The organism is Paracoccus sp. NIOT.M2S5SZ12 (genome assembly GCF_057748165.1).
In genome coordinates this window covers 184,416-209,060 of sequence record NZ_JBYLFR010000002.1, presented here as the reverse complement: position 1 = coordinate 209,060, position 24,645 = coordinate 184,416, and the positions used below count along the sequence as shown (strand labels likewise).

The 24,645-nt window shown below is 69.0% G+C and carries 21 protein-coding genes and 1 tRNA gene; 17 read left to right on the top strand and 5 right to left on the bottom strand.

The window, feature by feature from the left end:
- Positions 1–74 precede the first annotated feature (74 nt).
- Positions 75–614, bottom strand: coding sequence for a translation initiation factor IF-3 (gene infC / locus AC2SGK_RS02840; protein WP_488322201.1), 540 nt, complete (start codon positions 612–614; stop codon positions 75–77).
- A 202-nt stretch (positions 615–816) separates the two neighbouring features.
- Here infC and AC2SGK_RS02835 point away from each other — a divergent pair, with 202 nt between their 5' ends.
- The 8 genes from AC2SGK_RS02835 to AC2SGK_RS02800 all read left to right on the top strand — a co-directional run bounded on the left by AC2SGK_RS02835 (position 817) and on the right by AC2SGK_RS02800 (position 10,081).
- Complete coding sequence (locus tag AC2SGK_RS02835) at positions 817–1,557, top strand: hypothetical protein (RefSeq protein ID WP_488322083.1); 741 nt, start codon at positions 817–819, stop codon at positions 1,555–1,557.
- Positions 1,557–2,432 carry a glycosyltransferase family 2 protein gene (locus tag AC2SGK_RS02830; protein ID WP_488322082.1) on the top strand — a complete coding sequence of 292 codons (876 nt, stop codon included), beginning with the start codon at positions 1,557–1,559 and terminating at the stop codon, positions 2,430–2,432. The genes AC2SGK_RS02835 and AC2SGK_RS02830 overlap by 1 nt, the downstream gene beginning before the upstream one ends.
- 118 nt (positions 2,433–2,550) lie before the next feature.
- Complete coding sequence (fabA, locus tag AC2SGK_RS02825) at positions 2,551–3,060, top strand: bifunctional 3-hydroxydecanoyl-ACP dehydratase/trans-2-decenoyl-ACP isomerase (protein ID WP_488322081.1); 510 nt, start codon at positions 2,551–2,553, stop codon at positions 3,058–3,060.
- 22 nt (positions 3,061–3,082) lie between these two features.
- The gene (fabB, locus tag AC2SGK_RS02820) at positions 3,083–4,312 is read left to right on the top strand and encodes a beta-ketoacyl-ACP synthase I (RefSeq protein WP_488322080.1); all 1,230 of its coding nucleotides are present in this window, start codon (positions 3,083–3,085) and stop codon (positions 4,310–4,312) included.
- Positions 4,313–4,327: 15 nt separating this feature from the next.
- Positions 4,328–5,131 carry an enoyl-ACP reductase FabI gene (locus tag AC2SGK_RS02815; RefSeq protein ID WP_488322079.1) on the top strand — a complete coding sequence of 268 codons (804 nt, stop codon included), beginning with the start codon at positions 4,328–4,330 and terminating at the stop codon, positions 5,129–5,131.
- Between the two features lie 59 nt (positions 5,132–5,190).
- Complete coding sequence (locus tag AC2SGK_RS02810) at positions 5,191–6,042, top strand: alpha/beta fold hydrolase (protein WP_488322078.1); 852 nt, start codon at positions 5,191–5,193, stop codon at positions 6,040–6,042.
- 105 nt (positions 6,043–6,147) lie between these two features.
- Positions 6,148–6,687 (top strand): PAS domain-containing protein, encoded by a 540-nt coding sequence (locus AC2SGK_RS02805; RefSeq protein ID WP_488322077.1) that lies wholly within the window; start codon positions 6,148–6,150, stop codon positions 6,685–6,687.
- Positions 6,680–10,081: a chemotaxis protein CheB gene (locus AC2SGK_RS02800; RefSeq protein WP_488322076.1), complete on the top strand. Its 3,402-nt coding sequence runs from the start codon at positions 6,680–6,682 to the stop codon at positions 10,079–10,081. Before AC2SGK_RS02805 ends, AC2SGK_RS02800 begins: the two co-directional genes overlap by 8 nt.
- A gap of 9 nt (positions 10,082–10,090) precedes the next feature.
- Here the strand turns inward: AC2SGK_RS02800 and AC2SGK_RS02795 are convergent, their stop codons facing one another.
- Positions 10,091–10,669, bottom strand: coding sequence for a TetR/AcrR family transcriptional regulator (locus AC2SGK_RS02795; RefSeq protein WP_488322075.1), 579 nt, complete (start codon positions 10,667–10,669; stop codon positions 10,091–10,093).
- Positions 10,670–10,801: 132 nt separating this feature from the next.
- Here AC2SGK_RS02795 and AC2SGK_RS02790 point away from each other — a divergent pair, with 132 nt between their 5' ends.
- From AC2SGK_RS02790 to AC2SGK_RS02780, 3 genes are read left to right on the top strand one after another with little or no spacing between them, the layout of a single operon-like run.
- On the top strand, positions 10,802–12,037 hold the full coding sequence (locus AC2SGK_RS02790; protein WP_488322074.1) for an efflux RND transporter periplasmic adaptor subunit: 1,236 nt from the start codon (positions 10,802–10,804) through the stop codon (positions 12,035–12,037).
- A gap of 6 nt (positions 12,038–12,043) precedes the next feature.
- Entirely contained in the window at positions 12,044–15,157 is a 3,114-nt protein-coding gene (locus tag AC2SGK_RS02785) for an efflux RND transporter permease subunit (RefSeq protein WP_488322073.1), read from the top strand.
- Positions 15,154–16,539 carry an efflux transporter outer membrane subunit gene (locus AC2SGK_RS02780; protein WP_488322072.1) on the top strand — a complete coding sequence of 462 codons (1,386 nt, stop codon included), beginning with the start codon at positions 15,154–15,156 and terminating at the stop codon, positions 16,537–16,539. Before AC2SGK_RS02785 ends, AC2SGK_RS02780 begins: the two co-directional genes overlap by 4 nt.
- A 74-nt stretch (positions 16,540–16,613) precedes the next feature.
- Here the strand turns inward: AC2SGK_RS02780 and AC2SGK_RS02775 are convergent.
- Positions 16,614–16,700 (bottom strand) — tRNA-Leu (locus AC2SGK_RS02775).
- Between the two features lie 107 nt (positions 16,701–16,807).
- Between AC2SGK_RS02775 and lipB the strand changes: the two genes are divergently transcribed.
- The 4 genes from lipB (at position 16,808) to AC2SGK_RS02755 (ending at position 20,366) form a co-directional block, all read left to right on the top strand.
- Positions 16,808–17,452, top strand: coding sequence for a lipoyl(octanoyl) transferase LipB (lipB, locus tag AC2SGK_RS02770; protein WP_488322071.1), 645 nt, complete (start codon positions 16,808–16,810; stop codon positions 17,450–17,452).
- 117 nt (positions 17,453–17,569) lie between these two features.
- Positions 17,570–18,010 (top strand): c-type cytochrome, encoded by a 441-nt coding sequence (locus AC2SGK_RS02765; protein ID WP_488322070.1) that lies wholly within the window; start codon positions 17,570–17,572, stop codon positions 18,008–18,010.
- A 170-nt stretch (positions 18,011–18,180) separates the two neighbouring features.
- The gene (locus AC2SGK_RS02760; protein WP_488322069.1) at positions 18,181–19,857 is read left to right on the top strand and encodes a cytochrome c oxidase subunit I; all 1,677 of its coding nucleotides are present in this window, start codon (positions 18,181–18,183) and stop codon (positions 19,855–19,857) included.
- A 14-nt stretch (positions 19,858–19,871) separates the two neighbouring features.
- Complete coding sequence (locus AC2SGK_RS02755) at positions 19,872–20,366, top strand: DUF2244 domain-containing protein (protein ID WP_488322068.1); 495 nt, start codon at positions 19,872–19,874, stop codon at positions 20,364–20,366.
- 42 nt (positions 20,367–20,408) lie between these two features.
- Here the strand turns inward: AC2SGK_RS02755 and AC2SGK_RS02750 are convergent, their stop codons facing one another.
- Both AC2SGK_RS02750 and AC2SGK_RS02745 read right to left on the bottom strand, forming a co-directional pair.
- The gene (locus AC2SGK_RS02750; protein ID WP_488322067.1) at positions 20,409–20,597 is read right to left on the bottom strand and encodes a DUF3008 family protein; all 189 of its coding nucleotides are present in this window, start codon (positions 20,595–20,597) and stop codon (positions 20,409–20,411) included.
- 42 nt (positions 20,598–20,639) lie between these two features.
- Positions 20,640–21,101, bottom strand: coding sequence for a GatB/YqeY domain-containing protein (locus tag AC2SGK_RS02745; RefSeq protein ID WP_488322066.1), 462 nt, complete (start codon positions 21,099–21,101; stop codon positions 20,640–20,642).
- Positions 21,102–21,256: 155 nt separating this feature from the next.
- Between AC2SGK_RS02745 and carA the strand changes: the two genes are divergently transcribed.
- Together carA and AC2SGK_RS02735 are read left to right on the top strand one after the other, a co-directional pair.
- A complete protein-coding gene (carA, locus tag AC2SGK_RS02740) occupies positions 21,257–22,405 on the top strand; it encodes a glutamine-hydrolyzing carbamoyl-phosphate synthase small subunit (RefSeq protein WP_488322065.1) in 1,149 nt (382 codons plus the stop codon).
- Between the two features lie 107 nt (positions 22,406–22,512).
- Positions 22,513–24,639, top strand: coding sequence for a glycosyltransferase (locus AC2SGK_RS02735; protein WP_488322064.1), 2,127 nt, complete (start codon positions 22,513–22,515; stop codon positions 24,637–24,639).
- Positions 24,640–24,645 lie beyond the last annotated feature (6 nt).

Here is a 24,645-nt window from a genome sequence, read left to right as displayed (position 1 = left end):
GCCCATCCATGCAACGCAAAAGGCCGCGCGGCAATGCCTGCGCGGCCTTTCGGGCAGGTTCGGGTGTCGCGGCCTCAGCGGGGCGCGATCATCATCACCATCTGCCGGCCTTCCAACTTGGGCATGGATTCGACCTTGCCGTTGTCGCCCACGTCGTCGCGTACGCGGTTCAGCAGTTCGAGGCCCAGATCCTGGTGGGCCATCTCGCGGCCGCGGAAGCGCAGGGTCACCTTGACCTTGTCGCCGCCTTCCAGGAACTTCAGGACGCTGCGCATCTTGACATCGTAGTCGTGAGTATCGGTTCCGGGACGGAACTTGATCTCCTTGACCTCGATGACCTTCTGCTTCTTGCGGGCCTCGGCCTCGCGTTTCTGCATCTCGTACTTGTACTTGCCGAGGTCCATGACCTTGCAGACCGGAGGGGCTGCATTGGGCGAGATCTCGACCAGATCCAGACCCGCGTCCTGCGCCATCTGCAGGCCGACCGAGGGCGGCACGACGCCGATGTTCTCCCCTTCGGGGCCGATCAGGCGGATTTCGGACACGCGGATTCGTTCGTTGGTGCGGGGACCGGTGTCGCGTTGGGGCGGTGCGTTATGCGGACGGCGGGCTATGGCGATGCTCCTTATATGGCCAAGGCGAAGTGACAGGAAAATAAGGGCAACCGCGCCGATATTCAACCGGAATTGATGTGTTGCGGCCCCTTAGGTCCCGGTTTTCCGGCATTCGCCGCCCCCCGCACCGCCCGCGACGCTTTTCCCACGGCGGGGCCTGTGCCATAGAGGCGCAAAGGGCCGCAGGACCAGGGGGACAGCCATGCCGAAACGGACGCCGATCATTGTGGTTCTGGTCGTGGGGCTGGGCGCCGTGGGCCTGCTGTGGCAGCAGCGGCTGAGCGCGCCGGCCCCGGCCGATGACGGCGCGGAGACGGTCGTGGCGCAGGCGCCCGCCCAGGACAGCGCCGCGCCGGTTGCGGATGATGCCGCGCAGATGGCCGACGACGCCGCCGGCGCCGCGGCCGAGGCCGCCGAGGATGCGGATCGCGCCATCGTCGATCCGGGCACCGACACCGAGGCCGCCGCAGGTGCCGCGGCGGACGCGGCCGCCGATGCCGCAGCCATCGCCGCCGACGCCGCCGCCGAGGCCGCCCGCGCCTCCGAGGATGCGGGCGTGGCCCCCGCCAGCGAGGCCGCCGATGCGGCCGAGGCCGCAGCCGAGGCCGCGCTGGCCGCCGCCGACCGGGCCGCGGCCGCGGCCGCCGGCGCGACATCGGGCGTGGCGGGCCTGACCCAGGGCGCGGCCGAGACCGCCGCCGAGGCCACCCAGGATGCCGCCCAGGCCGCAGCCGAGACCGCCGACGCCGCCTCTGTCGCCGCCCGCATCGAGGCGCTGCTGACCCCCGAGGGCTTCGACCGCGCCGAGGTCGAGCGCATCATCAACGACGCCGCCATCCCCGACGCGCAGAAGGCCACCCTGAAGCAGCTGGTCGCGCAGGCGGGCTCGGACCCCGCCCTGCTGGCCGCCGCGCTGGAGCAGGTCAAGGCGGTGATGCGCTGATGCCTGCCCTTCCCGTCCGGCCGCGCGACGCGTTCCTGGCCTCCCGGCCCGCCGTGCTGTCCAAGGGCCCGCTGGCCATCCTGCTGGGCGAGGATGACAAGGCGGTCGAGCGCACCGTCCAGCACCACCTGGACCTGGGCTTCCGGCACGTCCTGCTGATGTCCGACCAGCCCCAGGACCTGCCCGAGACGATGGCGGGGCGCGTCACGCAGCTGTCGCACGACTGCCGCCGCCCCGCCGCGCATGTGGAGGCGGTGAACGCGGTGATCCGCGCGGTGGCGCCGGGCACCTGGCTCTATTACGCGTTCAACGCCGAGTTCCTGTTCTTTCCCTTCTGCGAGACGCGCAGCGTGGGCGAGATGCTGGCCTTCCACACCGAGGAACGCCGGCCGGCGATGCTGACCTACGTGATCGACCTCTATGCGCCCGACCTGAAGGCCGCGCCCGATGCGGTCGACCCCGACAACGCGATGTTCGACCGGGCCGGATACTATGCCCTGGGCCGCAGGGGCGCGGACGGGCAGGTCCGGGAGCGGCAGCTGGACTTCCATGGCGGGCTGCGCTGGCGCTATGAGGAGTTCCTGCCGGCCGACCGCCGCCGCATCGACCGCATCGCACTGTTCCAGGCGGCGCCGGGGCTGACCGTCACCGCCGACCACCGCTTCTCGGTGGAGGAATACAACACCTATTCCTGTCCCTGGCACCACAACCTGACGGCGGCCATCGCGTCCTTCCGCGTGGCCAAGGCGCTGGTGACCAATCCCGGCTCGCGCGAGCGGATCGGCGACATGACCTGGCGCAACTCGCACCGCTTCGACTGGAGCAGCCAGCAGCTGATGGATCTGGGCCTGATGGAGCCCGGCCAGTGGTTCTGAGCCGCCGGGCCGCGGACATCGCTTGCCCTTGCGCGGGTCTTGCCCCGGGTGATAGACCCTGCGGCAACCTGAAAACCGACCGGCCCGCAGGGGCCTAGATGACAAAGGCACGACCCGCATGGCGATGACCCAGACCAGCTTCGACCGCGACGACCTGCTTGCCTGCGCGCGCGGAGAGCTGTTCGGCCCCGGCAATGCGCAGCTGCCCGAGCCGCCGATGCTGATGATGGACCGCATCACCGACATCTCGGAGGATCGGGGCGCGCATGGCAAGGGCCATGTGGTGGCGGAATTCGACATCCAGCCCGACCTGTGGTTCTTCGGCTGCCATTTCCCCGGCAACCCGATCATGCCGGGCTGCCTGGGCCTGGACGGGCTGTGGCAGCTGACCGGCTTCAACCTGGGCTGGCGCGGCTGGCAGGGGCGCGGCTATGCCCTGGGCGTGGGCGAGGTCAAGCTGACCGGCATGGTGCGCCCCGACCGCAAGCTGCTGCGCTATACCGTCGACTTCACCAAGGCCGTGCAGACCCGCCGCCTGACCATGGGCGTCGCCGACGGCCGGGTCGAGGCCGACGGAGAGCTGATCTATCAGGTCAAGGACATGAAAGTGGCCCTCTCGGCCAGCTGACCCCATCCAGAAGGAGGCCCCCATGCGCCGCGTCGTCATCACCGGGCTTGGTATCGTATCCCCCATCGGCAACAATGCCGACGAGGTCACCGAAAGCCTGCGCACGGGCCGTTCGGGCATCGTCGCAGCCCCGGAATATGCGGAGCACGGATTCCGCAGCCAGGTCCACGGCATGCCCCAGATCGTGCTGGAGGACCATGTCGACAAGCGCGACCTGCGCTTCATGGGTCCGGGTGCGGCCTACAACTTCATCGCCATGGAGCAGGCCATCAAGGACAGCGGCCTAGAGGAGAGCGACGTCTCTAACCCGCGCACCGGCCTGATCATGGGATCGGGCGGGCCGTCCACGTCGAACTTCTTCCTGGCCCATCAGACCGTGATCGAGAAGGGCGCGCCCAAGCGCATGGGCCCCTTCATGGTCACGCGCTGCATGTCCTCGACCAATTCGGCCTGCCTGGCCACGCCCTTCAAGATCAAGGGCGTGAACTATTCCATCACCTCGGCCTGCGCGACCAGCGCGCATTGCATCGGCAACGGGGTCGAGCAGATCCAGATGGGCAAGCAGGACATCGTCTTCGCCGGCGGTGGCGAGGAGCTGGACTGGACGCTGTCCTGCCTGTTCGATGCGATGGGCGCGATGTCGTCGAAATACAACGACACGCCAGAGACCGCATCGCGCCCCTATGACGCGACCCGCGACGGGTTCGTCATCGCAGGCGGCGGCGGCGTCGTCGTCCTGGAGGAGCTGTCCCATGCCCTGGCGCGCGGCGCCAGGATCTATGCCGAGGTCACGGGCTACGGCGCGACCAGCGACGGCTACGACATGGTCGCTCCTTCGGGCGAGGGCGGCGAGCGGGCGATGCGCCTGGCCCTGTCCACCCTGCCCGAGGGGCGTCGGGTCAACTACATCAACGCGCATGGCACCTCGACCCCTGTCGGCGATCTGGGCGAGATCAAGGCCATCCGCCGCATCTGGGGCGAGGGTTCGACCCCGCCCGTCAGCTCGACCAAGTCGCTGACCGGCCATTCCCTGGGCGCGACGGGCGTGCATGAGGCGATCTACAGCCTGCTGATGTTGCAGAATGACTTCATCGCGGCCTCCGCGAACGTCACGACGCTGGACCCCGAGATACAACCGGGCGAGATTGCCACCAGCCGCGTGGACAATGCGGGGTTGGATTCGGTCCTGTCGAACAGCTTCGGCTTTGGCGGCACCAACGCCACCCTGCTGATGTCGCGCTATCAGGACTGAGACAAGGGACAGAGCATGGGCGATCTTCTGAAGGGCAAGCGCGGGCTTGTGATGGGGGTCGCCAACGATCGCTCCATCGCGTGGGGGATCGCGCGGGCGATGGCCGCCGAGGGGGCCGAGCTGGCCTTCTCCTATCAGGGCGAGGCCTTCGGCAAGCGGGTCGAGCCGCTGGCCGCATCGGTCGGATCGGACCTGCTGATCGACGTGGACGTCACGGATGACGCGTCGCTGGATGCGGCCTTCGAGACGCTGGCCGAGCGGTGGGGACGGCTGGACTTTCTGGTCCATGCCGTGGCCTTCTCCAACAAGGACGAGCTGGCCGGCCGGTTCATGAACACCAGCCGCGCCAACTTCAAGCACAGCCTGGAGATCAGCTGTTATTCGCTGATCGAGGTCGCGCGCCGCGCCCATCCGCTGATGGCGGCCAAGGACGGATCGGGCGGCGGGTCGATCATCACCCTGACCTATGGCGGATCGAACCGGGTCACGCCCTTCTACAACGTCATGGGCGTCGCCAAGGCCGCGCTGGAAAGCAGCGTGCGCTATCTGGCCAACGACCTGGGCCCGGACGGCATCCGCGTCAACGCGATCAGCCCCGGCCCGATGAAGACGCTGGCAGGCGCGGCCATCGGCGGGGCGCGCAAGACCTTCCGCCATACCGAGGCGAACGCCCCCCTGCGCGCCAATGCCACGCTGGATGCCATCGGCGGCACCGCCGTCTGGCTGACCTCGGACTGGGGCGCCTGCACCACCGGAGAGATCGTGATGGTCGATGGCGGCTATCACGTGTTGGGCATGCCGCAGAGCGAGAACCTCTAGGCAGGGACATGCCGCAGAGGCCGGGGGCTGTCTGCCCCCGGACCCCCGAGGATATTTTCATGAAGAAGAAGGGCGGCGCGATGGGTCACTTCACGGCGGACGACGGGGCGCGGATCGCGTTCAGCGACGAGGGCGCCGGGCTGCCGGTCCTGTGCTTGGCCGGGCTGACGCGGGCCATGTCCGATTTCGATTATGTCGCGCCGCATCTGTGCGGGGTGCGGATGATCCGCATGGATTATCGCGGGCGTGGTGCGTCGGACTGGACGGGGGCCGCGACCTATACCGTGCCGCGCGAGGCGCGCGATGCAGTGGAGCTGCTGGACCATCTGGGGATCGACCGGGCGGCGGTGCTGGGTACATCGCGCGGCGGTCTGGTCGGGCTGTTCCTGGCGGCCACGGCGCATGACCGGCTGGCCGGGCTGTGCCTGAACGACGTGGGCCCCGAGATCGAGCGCGCCGGGCTGGAGCGGATCTTCGACTATGTCGGTCGCAATCCGGCCGTCCGGACCCACGCGGCCCTGGCCGCACGGCTGCCCGAGGTGATGCCGGGCTTCGCCGATGTCCCGGAGGGCCGGTGGCTGGAGGATGTCCGGCGGCACTACCACGAGACGCCGGAGGGCCTGCGCATCGCCTATGATCCGGCGCTGCGCGAGGCGTTCCTGGCCGCATTCGAGGGGGCACCGGTCGATCTCTGGCCGCTGTGGAAGGCCACGGCCGGGCTGCCGGTCGCGCTGATCCGGGGCGCGAATTCGGACCTGCTGTCGGTCGCGGTCGCGGACCGGATGCAGGCCATGCGCCCCGATATGATCCGGGCCGAGGTGCCGGGCCGCGCGCATATCCCCTGGCTGGACGAACCCGAGGCGCTGGTTGCGATCCGCGCTTGGCTGACGGCCTGCGGCGGGGCAATCTGACCGCGCCGGGCGGGTCGCTGCGCAAAACGTGACTTGCCCCTCGGGAACTGAATTCATAGAGTCCGCCTGAACGTCAGGTGAGGGGCCTGTCGAGACAGGATGACGATGCCCAACCACCATCTGCCCGATGCCCTGCGCAACCAGATTGCGCGGTCCCGAATTGCGATCGCCCTGGCGACCTGTGACGGGGACATGCCGCTGTGCCTGGTCAATGACGGATTCTGCCGTCTGACCGGCTATGACGCCGACGAGGTTCAGGGGCGCAACTGCCGGTTCCTGCAGGGTCCCGACACGCCGCCCGAACAGGTCCGCGACATGGGCCTGTTCTTGGCCGATGACGCGCGAGACGAGGGGCGGTTCCCGGTCCTGAACTATGCCCGCGACGGGCGGCGCTTCACCAATCTGGTCTTCATGTCCAAGCTGCGAGACCAGACGGGCGGGCTGCGTTTTCTCATCGCCTCGCAGTTCGACGTCACAGCGGCGACGGCGGCGGGCACGCTGGCGCAGGATGACGCGACGCTTGGGCGCAACATGTCCGACCTGCGCCGCGCCGCGGGTCAGTTCGGCCTGATCATGGCCGATTCCACCGAATTGATCGCGCGCTCGATCAGCACGCTTGCAAGGATCAGCCTGCGCGATGAATGACGCCTCGCCACAGCGCCAGGAGGCGCGCCCGGACTTTGCCGTGGTCGGCATCGGCGCCTCGGCCGGGGGCCTCGAGGCCCTGCACGACCTGCTGCGCGACGCCCGCCGCGAGGACCCGGCCGCCTATGTCGTCATCCAGCACCTGGACCCGACCCATGACAGCGTGCTGGCCGAACTGCTGGACCGCCGTACCGCGCTGAGCGTGATGCAGGCGACCGACGGCACGGTGCTGCGCCCCGGCCATGTCTACACCATCCCCCCCGGCGCGCGGATGCTGATCAGCGACGGCCAGCTGCACCTGACCGATTTCGACCAGCCGCGCGGCCTGCGCCGTCCGATCGACGACTTCTTCGAGAGCCTGGCCCAGGATCGCGGCCCTGCCGCCGCCTGCGTGATCCTGTCGGGGACAGGCGCGGACGGCACCCTGGGCCTGCGTGCCGTCAAGGAGCATGGCGGCATCTGCGTCATCCAGGAACCGCGCACGGCGCGTTACGACGGCATGCCGCTGTCGGCGGAGGCGACCGGGCTGGTCGATTACGTCCTGCCACCCGACCGGATCGTCCCGGCGATCCTGCAGTTCTTCGATTCCGGCGACATGGAGGTAGCCGAGGACCGGATGCTGGCCGATGCGCGCCATATCTGCCAGCACCTGCTGGAGCATTGCGGGCACGACTTCTCGGGCTACAAGATGTCGACCCTGGTGCGGCGCATCCGCCGCCGCCTGCAGGTGCTGAACATCGCGGACAGCGGTGCCTATCTGGAGCATCTGAAACAGCATTCCGACGAGTGCGAGCTGCTGCTAAACGAGTTCCTGATCAACGTCACCCGCTTTTTCCGCGACCCCGAGCTGTTCCAGACGCTGCGCGAACAGGCGATCCGGCCGTTGGTCGCGGCCGCCGACGGCGAGGAGCTGCGGGTCTGGGTGGCGGGCTGCTCCTCTGGCGAGGAAGCCTACAGTATCGCCATGCTGATCGACACCGAGATGCGCGCGGCCGGCCTGCGCCCGCGCTTCACGGTCTTCGCCAGCGACATCGACAAGAAGATGATCGAGATCGCCCGCGCGGGCACCTATCCGATCAGCGCGCTGGCCGACATCCCCGAGGAGCTACGGGCGGAGTACACCACCCATCGCGACGCGCTGATGCAGATCACGCCGCAGCTGCGCGACCGGGTGCGGTTCTCGCTGCATTCGGTGCTGCGCGATCCGCCCTTCGCGCGGGTCGACCTGATCTCGTGCCGCAACCTGCTGATCTATCTGGACGAGGACATGCAGGGCCGGGTCCTGCCGCTGTTCCATTACGCGCTGCGGCCGGGCGGTTACCTGTTCCTCGGCCCGTCCGAAGGCGTGCGCCGCGAAGCTGCGCATTTTACCGAGCTGGACCGCCCCGCCCGCCTCTATCGCCGCGACGGCAGCCAGGCGCGGATGCCGCTGGACATGCCCTTCCTGCGCGGCGACGTGGATCGCGGGGGGCCGGCCGGCCGGGCGCGCGCCAAGGGCAATTCGGGGGCTGCGGATGCGGCCGTCGCCGCGCAGCGCCGGGTTTTGGACCGTTTCGCCCCCGCCTCCCTGCAGCTGTCGCGCGCCGGAGAGCTGCTGTGGTCGGCGGGCAGGCTGGGTCGGTTCCTGTCGGTCGATCCGATGGCGAGGAAGCCGGTCCTGGCCCCGTCCATCGTCCATCCGGGCCTCAAGGAGGCGGTGACGGCGGCGCTGGACAAGGTCGGCACGACCGGCCGCGCGGTGATCGTGCGCAACCTGATAGCGCGATCCGAGCTGGGCGCGCAGCCGGTGACGCTATTCGCCGAACCCCTGCCCGACCGCAGCGTGCTGATGGTGTTCCACGAGGCGGGCGCCCCCGCCGTCACCGGCCCGTCGGACGAGACCGACGAGCTGAGCGTCACGGAATCGCGGTCGGACCTGCTGGAGGAGCAGCTGCGCCTGACGCGGATCGAGCTGCACAGCGCGGTTGAGGAGCTGGAGACCGCGAACGAGGAGCTGAAGAGCTCCAACGAAGAGATGATGTCGATGAACGAGGAGCTTCAGTCCACGAACGAGGAGCTGAGCACCGTCAACGACGAGCTGAAATCCAAGGTCGACGACCTGACCGCCGCGAACAGCGACCTTCAGAACTTCTTCTCGGCGACCAAGATCCCGCTGCTGGTGGTCGATCGCGACGTGCGGGTGCGCAACTTCACCGGCGCGGCGCTGCAGATCTTTCCGCTGCGCAAGTCCGATCACGGCCGCCCGCTGGCCGATGTGTCGAACGTCTTCGCCAGCGACGTGCTGCTGCGCATGGCGGCCGAGGTCGCGCAGCGCGGCGAGGCGCAGACCGCCGAACTGCGCGAGGCGCAGGCCGACCGCATCTGGCGGGTGGACGCCAAGCCCTATCGCAGCGCGGACGGGCGTCTGGACGGCGCCATGCTGGTCTTCGAGGACGTGACCGCCCTGCGCGACCTGCATGCCGAGGTCGGACGCCAGGAGGAGCGGCTGAACGCCGTGCGCTCGATGGCGCGGATCGCGGTCTGGGACTATGACGCGCGCGACCGGGTGCTGACCATCGACGACAGTTCCAACCTGCTGGGTCTGGGAGAGACCGCGCGCCTGCCGCTGCAGGCCTTCGCCGCCCTGATCGCCTCGGACGAGCGCGAGGGGCTGATGGCCGATCTGGCCGCCTGCGCGCGGGGCGAGCCTTTCCGCCGGGTGATCCGCCCGTCTGCGGACAGCCGCAGCGGCACCTTGCTGGAGACGATCGGCGCCCGGTTCGGCGGTGACGAGGGCGGAACGCGCGTGCTGGGCGTGATGGTCGACGTGACCGCCGCGCAATCGGCGGCCCAGCTGCGCGAGGCGGTGATCTCGGAGATGGACCACCGGGTCAAGAACCTGTTCACGCAGATCTCGGCGATGCTGCGGATGGCCGCGCGCGAGACCGACGACGCGCAGACCGTGGTCGAGGAGGTCTGCGCGCGCATCAACGCCCTGGCCGGGTCACACGGCCTGACCACCGCCAAGGGCCAGAAATCCGAGGTCCCGCTGCGCGCGCTGATCGAGACGACGCTGGCACCCTATGACGGCGGACGCGTCACGCTGGAGGGAGACGCGCTGTCCATACCGGCCAAGCGCGTCGTGCCCATGTCGCTGATCCTGCACGAACTGGCCACCAATGCCTTCAAGTACGGCGTGCTGGGCCCGGTCGAGGGGCGATTGGACGTGTCATGGCAACTGGCCGACGGCCAGAGCGTCATGGACTGGATCGAGACCTATGACACCGCCCGCCCCGAGGTCGAGACGAACGAGGGTTTCGGGTCGATCCTGCTGGAGGGGGCCGCGGCCCAGATCAACGGCACGCTGGAGGTCGAGACCACCGGCACGACGCGGCGGACGCGACTGACCTTCTGAGGTGCCGCCTTACAGCAGCCCGCCCACGCGGCGCAACGTGTCGCGGATCATCGGCGTGATGTCCTCCAGGGTCATCGTCTCGTCCGCGGCCCAGGTGCGGACCGCGTGGGACAGCGCGTGCGTCGCCAGTTCCGCGACCAGCATCGCCTCGACCTCGCGCTCGGCGCCGAGGCGGCGGACCAGCATGCCGCCGAGGGTCTGCGCAATGCTGTCCATCGAATTGCGGAATACGGTCATCAGTTCGGGCGTGCTGTCCCAGACCTGCTCGATCATCCGGACGACCTGACGGTCGAGCTCCTTCAGCTCCGGCATCCGGCCCAGCAGGCAGGCCAGATCGTCGACCAGCGGCGCGTCGGATGCGACAATCCATTCCGCCGTGCAACTGTCCGGCTGCGGCGGCGTTCCCAGCACGGCCGCCTGCTTGTTGGGGTAGTAGTTGAAGAAGGTCCGGGTGCTGATGCCCGCCTCGGCGGCGATGGAGTCGGTCGTGACGGCCGCATATCCCGATTTCAGGCTGAGCCTGAGAGCGGCAAGCTGGATCTCGCGGGCGGTCTGCTGGCGCCGCCTGTCGCGCAGGTTGCTGTTCATGTTTTGGGCAGGCTCCTCGTGCACGGAAAGCAAACATTGCATACTCCGCATAAACATGCAATCAGCATCCCAAAGCGACGCGCCGTCAGGTGCCAACCCAGGAAAAACATGATGTCAAAGCAAAGACTTATGATGGGCGCCGCCCTGGCCTCCGCGATTCTGTCGATCACGCCCGTGCTGGCGCAGGCGCCCGAGGGCATGCCGCCCAAGCAGGTCGGCGTGATGGAGGTGACGACGCAGGACGTGCCGCGCATCGTCACCCTGCCCGGCCGCGCCGTCGCCGTGAATGAGACCGCGATCCGCCCCCGCGTCGGCGGGCTGGTGACCGAGATCCTGTATCAGCCCGGCACGCAGCTGGAGGCCGGTGCGCCGATGTTCCGCATCGAGGACACCACCTATCGCGCCAACCTGGCCAGCGCCGAAGCGCAGGTTGCCTCGGCCCGCGCCCAGGTGACGCAGGCGCAGTCCGCCTTCAACCGCACGCAGCAGCTTCTGGGCTCCGGCACCACCCAGGCCCAGGTCGAGGAGGCGCAGGCCACCCTGGACCAGGCCACCGCCGCGCTGGAATCGGCCGAGGCCGCCCGCACCCTGGCGCAGTCCGAGCTGGACTGGACGCTGGTCACCAGCCCCATCGCGGGCATCGCCAGCGTCTCGGCGGCCTCGATCGGCGATCTGGTCTCGGCCGGTCAGGCCGACGCGATGGCCACCGTGACCCAGCTGGACCCGATCGAGGTGGACATGTACGAGCCCTCCTCGCGGTTTCTCAGCGTGCTGGACGACATCAATGACGGCCGCCTGCGGCTGAACGACGAACTGGCCGCGACGCTGACGCTGGAGAACGGCCGCGAGTATCAGGCCGTGGGCCAGCTGGTCGCGCCGGGGGTGACGGTCTCGACCTCGACCGGGTCGATCGACACGCGGTTCCGCTTCGACAACCCCGAAAACCTGCTGCTGCCGGGCATGTTCCTGCGCGGCCAGGTCGATCTGGGCGTGACCTCGGCGATCCTGGTGACGCAGTCGGCCGCGGTGCGCGACAAGGTGGGCAACCTCTCGGCCTGGGTGGTCGAGGACGGCAAGGTCACCCAACGCCAGCTGACCGAGGACGGCAGCTATCGCCAGCAATGGATCGTGACCGACGGGCTTGAGGACGGCGACATGCTGGTCGTGGACGGCACGGCGGGCCTGGCCGAGGGAATGGAGGTCGTATCGGTGCCCGTCACCGTCGACGACACCGGCGTCGTGCGCGACGCGGCCCCCGCACAGGGCGACGCGGCCCAGCCCGCCACCGCCGAGGCCCCACCCGCAGAGGCCTCGCCGGCGGACGCCCCCGCGACCGACGCCCCCGCCGACGCGACCGGCACGGAGTAAGCGCCGATGGCCCGTTTCTTCATTCACCGCCCGGTCTTTGCCTGGGTGATCGCCCTGATCACCATGCTGGTCGGCGCGCTTGGCCTGAACAGCCTGGCGATCGAGCAATATCCCCAGATCGCCCCTACCACCGTCCGCGTCAGCGCGGCCTATAACGGCGCCTCGGCCGAGATCGTCGAATCCTCGGTGACGACCGTCATCGAGGATGCGATGACGGGCCTGGACGGCCTGACCTACATGACGGCGAACTCGACGCCCGGTTCGGCCTCGGTCTCGCTGACCTTCGACGACACGGTGGACCCCGAGATCGCGCAGGTGCAGGTGCAGAACAAGCTGCAGCTGGTCACCTCGCAGCTGCCCGACGTAGTGCAGCAGCAGGGCGTGCAGGTCGAACGCTCGACCAGCTCGATCCTGCTGGTGGCGGCGCTGACCGCCCCCGAGGGCAGCTTCTCGACCGTCGAGCTGGGCGACCTGATCTCGCAATACATCGAGGACCCGGTCAAGCGCGTCTCGGGCGTGGGCTCGATCAACGTCTTCGGCTCGGGCTATGCGATGCGCGTCTGGATGGACCCGATGAAGATGGTCCAGTACAGCGTCACCCCCGCCGACGTGACGGCCGCGGTCGCGGCGCAGAACACCAACGTCACGGTGGGCGATCTGGGCGCGCAGCCCGCGGCCGAGGGGCAGAACCTGACCGTCTCGGTCACCGCGCAGTCGCAGCTCTCGACCGTCGAGGAGTTCGAGAGCATCCTGCTGCGCGTTGACCCGGACGGCTCGACCGTCTTTCTGGGCGACGTCGCCCGGATCGAGGTCGGTCAGGAGAGCTATGGCGGCAATTCGCGCTACAACGGCAACCCGGCGGCGGCGCTGGCTGTGAACCTCGCGACCGGCGCCAACGCGGTCTCCACCGCCGAGGCCGTGCGCGCCACCATCGACGATCTGGCGGGCGTCCTGCCCGCGGGCGTCGAGGTGGTCTATCCCTACGACACCTCGCCCTTCGTCGAGAAGTCGATCAACCAGGTCTACAAGACCCTGGCCGAGGCCGTGCTGCTGGTCTTCCTGGTGATCCTGGTCTTCCTGCAGAGTTGGCGGGCGACGATCATCCCGGTCGTGGCGATCCCGGTCGTGCTGCTGGGCACCTTCGCGGTGCTGGCGGCGGCGGGATACTCCATCAACACGCTGACCATGTTCGCGCTGGTGCTGGCCATCGGCCTTCTGGTCGACGACGCCATCGTGGTCGTCGAGAACGTCGAGCGGGTGATGGAGGAGGAGGGTCTCGACCCCGTCGCCGCGACCGAGAGGAGCATGGACGAGATCACCTCGGCGCTGGTCGGCATCGTGCTGGTCCTGTCGGCGGTGTTCCTGCCGATGGCCTTCCAGACCGGCGCGACGGGGGTGATCTACCGACAGTTCTCGATCACCATCATCACCGCGATGATCTTGTCCCTGGGCGTGGCGGTGATCCTGACCCCGGCCATGTGCGCAAGCCTGCTGCGCCCGCGCAAGCACGGTCAGGGCGGCATCGCGCCCGCGCGCTGGTTCAACCGCAACCTGGACCGCACGACGCATGGCTATGTCGGCTTGGTCACACGGCTGGTCAAGCGCCCGCTGCGGATGCTGATCGTGCTGGTGGCCATCGGTTTCGGCGTGCTGACGCTGTTCGACCGCCTACCCGGATCGTTCCTGCCCGACGAGGACCAGGGCGTGGCGCTGGCCATCATCCAGGGTCCCGACGGATCGACCACCCAGCAGACGCAGGCGCTGGTCGAGAAGGTCGAGGAATATCTGCTGACGCAGGAGACCGACACGGTCGAATCCGTCTTCGCCGCGCTCGGCTTCAGCTTCGCCGGGACCGGGCAGAACAACGCCATCGTCTTCATCAAGCTGCGCGACTACGAGGAGCGCGACGGCTTCGACATCGCGTCGCTGGTGAACCGCGCGAACGGCTATTTCTTCACCACCAACCGCCAGGGCCAGATTTTCGTGCTGCAGCCCCCTGCGATCCAGGGTCTGGGCACCTCGTCGGGCTTCACCATGTACATGGTGGACCAGGCCGGACAGGGTCAGGACGCGCTGGTCCAGGCGGCCGGACAGCTGGTCGCCAAGGCGCAGGAGGGCGGACAGGTCACCAACCTGCGCGGCCTCGAGACCGCCGTCAGCCAGACCGCCCTGCGCCTGGACATCGACCAGCAGAAGGCCGCGGCCTTCGGTCTGAACATCGGTGACGTGAACGCCATGCTGTCAGTGATCTTCGCCGGGCGCGACGTGAACGACTTTGCCCTGGGCAACGACCTGCGCCCTGTGATCGTGCAGGGCGAGGCCGCCGCCCGCAGCCAGCCCGAGGACATCGAGCGCTGGTACGCCCGCAACGGCCAGGGCGAGATGGTGTCCTTCGGCGCCTTCGCGGACCAGAGCTGGCAGCAGGAGCCGCAGGCCCTGGCGCGCTTTGGCGGCACCCGCGCGCTGGAGCTGTCCGGCGCGGCCGCGCCCGGCCTCTCTTCGGGCGAGGCGATGGACGTGATGGAGGCGATGGTCGCCGAACAGGAGGGCGGCTTCGGCACCGCCTGGACGGGCCTGTCGTTCCAGGAGCGCCTGTCGGGCAACCAGGCACCGCTGCTCTTCGCGCTGTCGGCGCTGGTGGTGTTCCTGTCGCTGGCCGCGCTCTACGAGAGCTGGTCGGTGCCGCTGGCGGTCATGCTGACCGTGCCGGTGGGCATCCTCGGGGCCCTGGCGGCGGCGCTGTTCTTCGGACAGTCGAACGACGTCTACTTCAAGGTGGGCCTGCTGACGACCATCGGCCTGGCGGCGCGCAACGCGATCCTGATCGTGGAGTTCGCCGAGGCCCAGATCAAGGAGGGCAAGACCATGATCGAGGCCGCGCTGATCGCCTCGCGTCAGCGCCTGCGGCCGATCCTGATGACCACCTTCGCCTTCATGCTGGGCGTGCTGCCGCTGGCCATCGCCTCGGGTGCGGGTGCGGGTGCGCAGAACTCGATCGGCATCGGCGTTCTGGGCGGCATGGCCTCCTCGGCCGCGATCGGCATCTTCCTGGTGCCCGTCTTCTACGTCGCCGTGCTGAAGCTGCGGCAGATGATCTCGCGAAAGGAAAAGACCTCGTGACCCTCCCCCGCATGACCCGGGCGACGCTGTCGCTGACGGCGCTTCTGATGATCTCGGCCTGTGCGGCGGTGGGGCCCGACCCCACCGACCTGCCCGACACCCGCGTCCAGGCGACCTTCGACGAGGGCGACGCCGCCCCCGCCGGTCAGGTCGGCACGACCGCCTTCTGGTCGGGCTACCAGGACCCCACCCTGTCACGCCTGATCGCCGACGGGCTGGGCACCAGCCTGGACATCATCAGCGCCAACGAACGCATCCGCGCCGCCGCCGCCGACCTTCAAGCGACCCAGCCCCTGGCGGCGCAGATCACCGGCGAACCCGCCACCGCGTCGCGCGCCCGCACCGGCGGAGACGGCATCCCGACCGGCACCACGCGCAGCGCGAACCTCTCGGCGGGCTTCGTCTTCGACCTGTTCGGGGGCGCCCGGCGCGCCCGCGAGGGGGCGGCCGCCGCCTATGCCTCGGCCGAGGCGCAGGCCCAGGTCACGCGCCTGGCTTGGCTGGCAGAGGTCATCAGCGCCTATTCCGACGCCCGCTTCAACCAGCAGGCGCTGGCCCTGACGCGCGACACGATCGAGGCGCGGCAGGCCACGCTGCGCGTCACCCGCGAAAGCCAGGCGCTTGGCCTCGCCACCGATTTCGATATCGCCCAGACCGAGGCGCTGCTGCAGACGGCCCAGGCCGACCTGCCGAACTTCGAGGCGCAGTTCAACGCGCAGGTCTATCGCCTGTCGACGCTGCTGAACCGTCAGGCGGAGCCGCTGATGGCGCAGATGCGGGGCGGATCGGCCGCGCTGCGCATCCCTCCCGGGCCGGGGACCGGGGTGCCCGCCGACTTGCTGCGCAACCGGCCCGACGTGCGCGCGGCCCAGCAGGATGTGGTCCAGGCGCTGGCCGCGGTGGGCGTCGCCACGGCCGACATGCTGCCGTCGCTGTCGCTGTCGGGCACCGTCAGCGACCAGAGCGGCGCCACGACCTGGGGCTTCGGCCCGCGCATCAGCCTGCCCGTCGCCAATCAAGGCGTGCTGGCCGCGACCCGCAGCCGCCGCATCTCCGAGGCGCGACAGGCCGATCTGACCTGGCGCAGCCAGGTCGCCTCCGCGGTCGAGGACGTGCAGACCAGCCAGTCGAACCTGCGCCGCCTGCGTCAGCGCGTCGATGCGCTGGAACAGGCCGCCGCCAGCTATGACCGCGCCTATGCGCTGGCCCGCACCAACTTCGAGGCGGGCGCCCTGCCCCTGGTCGACCTGCTGGACGCCGACCGCCAGCGTGCCGCGGCACGGCTGCAGGCGGCCACGGCCCGCAACGACGCGGCCAAGGAATGGGCCGCGCTGCAGATCGCGACCGGCGCCGGTGCCGCCGTGGCGCGGATCGCGCAATAGCCTGAAGCCCCGCGCGACCAAGCGTCGTGCGGGGACCCTTGCGGGGTCGCGTCACTGATCTGAAAGGGGGGTGATGGTGCGGCCGAGAAGACTCGAACTTCCACTCCGGTTAAGGAACAGCGACCTCAACGCTGCGCGTCTACCAATTCCGCCACGGCCGCATCCGGGCAGTGGGCGGGTGATAGCCCAGCCCGGAACCAAAGAAAAGCGCTTTCTTGTCCCGCCGATCCCTGTTGACGCAGGCCGGCGGGCGGGCCACATCCCTGACATGACCGACTGGATCATCACCCCCGGCCTGACCGACCTCGCCGACGCCGTCGCGCGCATGGAGGCGCGCGTCGCAGCCATCCATGCCGGCACCGCCGACGAGGCCGTCTGGCTGGTCGAGCACCCGCCCATCTACACCGCCGGCACCAGCGCCCGGCCCGAGGACCTGCTGTCGCCGCGCTTTCCGGTCCATGCGACGGGACGCGGCGGGCAGTACACCTATCACGGGCCGGGCCAGCGAATCGCCTACGTGATGCTGGACCTGAACCGCCGCGGCCGCGACGTGCGCGCCTTCGTCGGCCAGCTGGAGGCCTGGGTCATCGACGCGCTGGCCGATTTCGGCGTCACCGGCGTGGTGCGCCCCGGCCGCGTGGGGGTCTGGGTGCCACGCCCGGACAAGCCCGCCCTGTTCGACGGCAGCATGCGCGAGGACAAGATCGCCGCGATCGGCGTCAAGCTGCGCCGATGGGTCAGCTTCCACGGCATCTCGATCAATCTCGATCCGGACCTGACCCATTACGACGGCATCGTGCCCTGCGGCATCACCGGCCACGGGGTGACGTCGCTGGTCGATCTGGGCCTGCCGGTGACCATGGCCGATCTGGACGTGGCGCTGCGCCAGGGGTTCGACCGCCGCTTCGGCTGAGGCGGCGCGGCAACAGCGGCGAATGCGACCTTTCGGGGTCTTTCCTTTCCCGGAACGATCCATCAGGCTGCCCTTCGGGAGACCACAGCCCTTATCGGGCGGAGCGAGGAACGACGCATGAGATCAGCCTTTGTCGGCGCCCTGCTGGGCGCGACCCTAGCCATACCCGCCGCAGCCCAGGAGGCGGGCGACCCCGCGGCGGGCGAAAGCGAATTCCGCAAATGCCGCGCCTGCCACATGATCCAGGACGGCAGCGGCGCAGACATCGTCAAGGGCGGCGCCACCGGGCCCAACCTGTGGAACATCGTCGGATCGCCGATCGCCCACACCGAAGGCTACAACTACGGTGACGGCCTGCTGGCCGCCAAGGCCGCCAATCCCGACCTGGTCTGGACCGAGGAGGAACTGATCGCCTATGTCACCGACCCCACGGCCTGGGTCCGCGAGAAGTCGGGCGACGACAGCGTGCGCAGCAAGATGACCTTCAAGCTGGCCCGCAACCAGGCCGATCTGGCGGCCTATCTGACCACCGTCTCGCCGGACGCACCGGCCGAGTGATCGCACGGCGATCGCGCCAATCAGGGCCCCGGCCGGACGCCACCGTCCGGCCGGGGTCTTTGCGTCCAGGATCACAGTGACGCATTGCCCGGTTGACGCAGGTGGTCTAAAGAATGCGTGATAATGACGGTCGGCAGGCCGGATCGACGACATCTTGAGGGAGTTCGGGTATGGCAGACGCAGCCGCACACGGCCACGACGACCATCATGACACCCGCGGGTTCTTCACCCGCTGGTTCATGTCCACCAATCACAAAGACATTGGTATTCTTTACCTTTTCACCGCCGGCCTGGCGGGCCTGATCTCGGTCAGCTTCACCGTCTACATGCGGATGGAACTGCATGAGCCGGGCGTGCAGTACATGTGCATGGAAGGCGCGCGATTCTTCGCCGACGCCGCCGCCGAATGCACCCCGAACGGCCACCTGTGGAACGTGATGATCACGTATCACGGCGTGCTGATGATGTTCTTCGTGGTGATCCCGGCGCTGTTCGGCGGTTTCGGCAACTACTTCATGCCGCTGCAGATCGGCGCGCCGGACATGAGCTTCCCGCGCATGAACAACCTCAGCTACTGGCTCTATGTGGCCGGCCTGATGCTGGGCATCGCGTCGCTGCTCGCTCCGGGCGGCAACCAGCAGCTGGGTTCGGGCGTGGGCTGGGTCCTCTACCCGCCGCTGTCCACGACCGAGGGCGGCTACTCGATGGACCTGGCGATCTTCGCCGTCCACGTCTCGGGTGCCTCCTCCATCGTCGGCGCGATCAACATCATCACCACCTTCCTGAACATGCGCGCCCCCGGCATGACGCTGTTCAAGGTGCCGCTGTTCGCCTGGTCGGTCTTCATCACCGCCTGGCTGATCCTGCTCGCCCTGCCGGTGCTGGCCGGCGCCATCACCATGCTGCTGATGGACCGCAACTTCGGCACGAACTTCTTCAACCCGGCAGGCGGCGGCGACCCGGTGCTGTACCAGCACATCCTGTGGTTCTTCGGACACCCGGAAGTGTATATCATCATTCTGCCCGGCTTTGGCATCATCAGCCACGTCATCGCGACCTTCTCCAAGAAGCCCGTTTTCGGCTATCTGCCGATGGTTCTGGCCATGGCCGCGATCGGCATCCTGGGCTTCGTCGTGTGGGCGCACCACATGTACACGGTCGGCATGTCGCTGACCCAGCAGAGCTACTTCATGCTGGCCACCATGACGATCGCCGTGCCCACGGGCATCAAGGTCTTCTCGTGGATCGCAACGATGTGGGGCGGCTCAGTCGAGTTCAAGACGCCGATGCTCTGGGCCTTCGGCTTCCTGTTCCTGTTCACCGTCGGCGGCGTGACCGGCGTGGTCCTCAGCCAGGCGCCGCTGGACCGCGTCTATCACGACACCTACTATGTCGTGGCGCATTTCCACTATGTGATGTCGCTTGGCGCGGTCTTCGCGATCTTTGCGGGCATCTACTACTGGATCGGCAAGATGTCGGGCCGCCAGTACCCGGAATGGGCGGGCAAGCTGCACTTCTGGGCGATGTTCATCGGCGCGAACCTGACCTTCTTCCCGCAGCACTTCCTGGGCCGCCAGGGCATGCCGCGCCGCTACATCGACTATCCGGTGGAATATGCCTTCTGGAACGCGATCAGCTCGTGGGGCGCCTATCTGTCCTTCGCCTCCTTCGTGTTCTTCATCGGCGTGATGTTCTACACCCTGTTCGCCGGCAAGCGCGTGACCCAGAACAACTACTGGAACGAGTATGCCGACACGCTGGAATGGACCCTGCCCTCGCCCCCGCCCGAGCACACGTTCGAGCAGCTGCCCAAGCGCGAGGACTGGGACCGCAGCCCGGCCCACTGAGAGACCGCCCCGCGATGCCCTATCGCTGGCATGAATCGGCCCCGGACACGTCCGGGGCCTTTTTGCAGGAGCTGACCCTCTGGCCGCACCGCTCGCTGCCCAAGCGGGGCTTCGTGTGGTTCATCGGGACCACGGCCGCCCTCCTGACGCTTCCCATCCTGGCGGTCCTGGGAACCAGCGTCCTGTGGGGGCTGCTGCCCTTCATGGTGCTGGCCGTTGGCGGGGTCTGGATCGCGCTGCGCCACACCTATCGCAGCGGCCAGACGCGTGAGGAGCTGCTGCTGGACCGGACCCGCCTTCAGGTCTGCCGCAAGGATCCGGGCCGGCCCGACCAGCTGTGGCAGACCAACAGCTATTGGGTGCGCCCGACGCTGCGCAACGGCCCGGTCGAGGCCTATCTGACCCTGACCGACGGACAGCGCGAGATCGAGCTGGGCGCCTTCCTGACCCCCGAGGAACGCCGCACCCTGTGCGAGGAGCTGACCCGGCGCTTGGCCGCCACGCGCTGAAACGCGAACGGCCCCGCATCGCGGGGCCGTCATGGTGCCGGGTCAGTCGTCGTCGGCGCGGTCAGGCAGATCGTCGTGATCGGTCGCGGCCATCTCCGCCAGCTCGTCCTCGGACATGCTGTGATACATGTCCTTGGACGCGCCCTGCAGATCGCCGACCTTCGTCTCGCCGCGCTTGGCCGACAGGGCGGCTCCGGCGGCGCGCTGCTGCGCCTTGGATTGGGCTTTCATGGGTCACCTCCTGCCGCCGAACGCCGCAGCAGGCGGCCGGGTTCACCCCAGAAGCCGCGCCTTGACCGCGGGACCCACGGCGCCGAAATCCATCTGCCCGGCGTGACGCTCCTTCAGCGCCGCCATGACGCGGCCCATGTCGCGGATGCCCTCGGCGCCCAGATCGGCGATGGCGGCGTCGATGGCGGCGGTCGTCTCAACTGCATCCATCTGGCGGGGCAGGAATTCCTGGATGACGGCGATCTCGTCCTCCTCCTTGGCCGCCAGCTCCAGCCGGCCGCCCTCCTCATAGGCCTTGGCCGATTCCTGGCGCTGCTTGACCATGCGCGACAGGATCAGCACCAAGTCGCCCTCGGTCAGCGTGCCGTCGCCGTCACCGCCCCGGCCCGCGATCTCGCGGTCCTTCACGGCGGCCGCGATCAGGCGCAGGGTGGACAGGCGGGCGGTGTCGCGGGCCTTCATCGCCTCCTTGGTGGCGGCTTGCAGCTTGGCGCGCAGTTCCATGATCGTCTCCGGTTCCTGGGCGCGGGACGCGCCGGAAAGCACCGCATCTAGACCCGCGCGGCCCCGGTTTCAAGCATCCGCCCCCGCCCGCTGCGGGTTGACCTTGCGGCGCAAGGCCCCTATTCACCGGCTGATTTGATTCCAGAGGTGCCGACATGGCTGCAAAACCGACCGCCTGCCTGGCGCTTGCCGACGGGACAATCTTCTATGGGATGGGCTTCGGCGCCCCCGGAGAGGTCGTCGCCGAGCTGGTCTTCAACACGGCGATGACCGGCTATCAGGAGATCATGACCGATCCCTCCTATGCCAGCCAGATCGTGACCTTCACCTTCCCCCATATCGGCAATACCGGCGTCACCCCAGAGGATGACGAGGCCCCGGACCCGGTCGCCAGCGGCATCGTCGTGCGGTGGGACCCGACCGAGCCGTCGAACTGGCGTTCGACCTCGGACCTGGCCGAATGGATGGCGCGGCGCGGGCGCATCGGCATCGGCGGCGTCGACACCCGCCGCCTGACCCGCGCGATCCGTCAGCAGGGCGCGCCGCATGTCGTGCTGGCGCATGACCCGGACGGCAATTTCGATATTGCCGCCCTGATCGCGCGGGCGCGCGACTGGAAGGGCCTCGTGGGCCTGGACCTGGCGCGCGACGTCAGCTGCGCGCAGAGCTATCGGTGGGATCAGGGGGCCTGGGCATGGGGCGCGGGCTTCGGCGCCGCGACCGAGGACCGTCCCTTCAAGGTCGTGGCCGTGGACTATGGCGCCAAGCGCAACATCCTTCGGTCGCTGGTGGCTTATGGCGCGGATGTCACCGTCCTGCCCGCCACCGCCACCGCCGAGGAGGTGATGGCCCACGAGCCCGAGGGCGTATTCCTGTCGAACGGCCCCGGCGATCCGGCGGCGACGGGCGACTATGCCGTGCCCATGATCCAGGACCTGCTGGCCCGCGACATGCCGATCTTCGGGATCTGCCTGGGCCACCAGATGCTGGCGCTGGCGCTTGGCGCCAAGACGGTCAAGATGGGCCACGGCCATCACGGTGCGAACCATCCCGTGCGCGACGTGGAGACCGGCAAGGTCGAGATCACCTCGATGAACCACGGCTTTGCCGTCGATTCGCAGACCCTGCCCAAGGGCGTGATCGAGACCCATGTGAGCCTGTTCGACGGCAGCAATTGCGGCATCCGCGTCGCGGACAAGCCGGTCTTCTCGGTCCAGCACCATCCCGAAGCCGCGCCCGGACCGCAGGACAGCCTCTACCTGTTCCAGCGCTTCACCGATTCGATGCGCGCGCGCCGCGGCTGAGTGCGGCAGCGCGGGCGCGCCCGCGGGTTTTTCCGCCCGCGCGCCCGCGCTTAATCTTTCGTTAAACCATTCCGTGCCATGAGGGGTCGTCCAAAAGGGATACGACCATGGCGCAGCCTGCCCCCCTACCCCGGCCTGCCGGCCTGTCCGCACCCGCGGCGGACCCGTCGCAGGTCGTGCTGCGCGGCCCGACGCTGGCGCCGCGCGATCAGCGCCCCCTGAGCCAGATCCTGCTGGAGGACGGGGCGGTCGATGCGGCCGACCTGACCAAGGCCATGATGATCCGCAACCGGCTCGGCGCGCCGCTGGAGCATGTGCTGCTGTCGCAGGGCATGGTGACGCCGGTCGCGATGGCCCGGGCCCTGTCGCGCCAGTGGCGCACCACCGCCATCGACCCCGACCAGAGCCCCGCCGACCCCCGGCTGATCGACGCGGCCGGCGCGGGGTTCTGCCTGACGCATGGCATCCTGCCGTGGCGGCGGATCGGCGGGGTCACCTGGATCGCGACCGCCCGGCCCGACAGCTTTCACACCATCCTTCCCGCCCTTCCCGCGCAGTTCGGCCATGTCCGGATGCTGCTGTGCAGCGAGGAGCAGGCCCAGGCCGGGGTGCTGGCCCCGCGCCGCATCCGCCTGATCCGCGAGGCCGAGACCCGCGTGCCCGCCGCCGAAAGCTGCCGGACGCAGGACAAGGCCCGCACCACCCGCATCGCCGTCCTGGCCCTGGTCGTGACGGTTCTGGGGCTGGCGCTGGTGCCTGCGCTGATGGTCGGGCTGCTGACGCTGTGGGCGGTGCTGACGCTGCTGACGCAGAGCGGACTGAAGCTGATGGCGTTTCTGGCCGCGGGGCGGGCGCGGCGCGAGGCGGATCACCGCGCGCTGGCCGTCGCGCAAGGCCATCTGCCGCCCGCCGCGAATGAGGCGCCCCTGCCGCCGATCTCGGTGATGGTGCCGCTGTTTCACGAGGAGGACGTCGCGGGCAAGCTGGTCGCGCGCCTGTCGCGCCTGACCTATCCGCGCGAGCTGACCGACATCCTGCTGGTCATCGAGGCCAGCGACCAGATCACCGCCAAGGCGCTGGAGGGGGTGCGCCTGCCGCATTGGCTGCGCGTCGTGCGCGTTCCCGACGGCCCGATCAAGACCAAGCCGCGGGCGCTGAACTATGCGCTGAACTTCTGCCGGGCCGAGATCGTGGGCATCTGGGATGCCGAGGACCGACCCGACCCCGACCAGTTGCACAAGGTCGCCCGCCGGTTCCGCGATGCGCCGGCGGACGTGGCCTGCCTGCAGGGGGCGCTGGACTACTACAACCCGCGCACCAACTGGCTGGCGCGCTGCTTCACCATCGAATACGCGGGCTGGTTCCGGGTGCTGCTGCCGGGCGTGGCGCGGCTTGGGCTGGTGGTGCCGCTTGGCGGCACGACGCTGTTCTTCCGCCGCCCGGTCCTGGAGCAGGTGGGCGCGTGGGATGCCTGGAACGTGACCGAGGACGCGGATCTGGGCGTCCGCCTGGCCCGGCGCGGCTACCGGACCGAGATCCTGGACACCACCACCGACGAGGAGGCGAACTGCCGCGCCCTGCCCTGGATCAAGCAGCGGTCGCGCTGGCTCAAGGGCTATGCGATGACCTGGGCGGTCCACATGCGCGACCCGGCGGCGCTCTATCGCGATCTGGGGGCGTGGCGGTTCTGGGGCTTTCAGGTGCAGTTCCTGGGCGCGCTGTCGCAATATCTGCTGGCCCCGATCCTGTGGAGCTTCTGGCTGCTGACGGCGGGCCTGCCCCACCCGCTGCGTGCGCCGCTTGAAAGCGCGGCGGGACGGTGGGCGATCCCGACGCTGTTCGTGCTGTTCGTGGCCTCCGAGGCGCTGAGCATCTTCGTCGGCATGCGCGCCGTGCGCGGGGCCAAGCACCGGCACCTGATGGCCTGGGTGCCGACGCTGCATTTCTATTATCCCCTGGGCTGCCTGGCCGGGTGGAAGGCGATCTATGAGGTGGTGACCAAGCCCTTCTACTGGGACAAGACCGCCCATGGCCTGTTCGTCGAGGCCGAGGCTCAGCCCGCCCCGGTGCCGCTGGCACCCGGCATGGTGTCCCTGCCGGTGCTGGGCCAGATCGGCGGCCGGTCGCTGGCCGATGTGGCGGCGCGGCTGCAGGACAGCGCGGATGCCGCCACCGCGGCGCAAACCTCGACCGAGGCCCCCGCCGAGGCCGAACCGCGCAGCGCCGCGGGCTAAGCGACG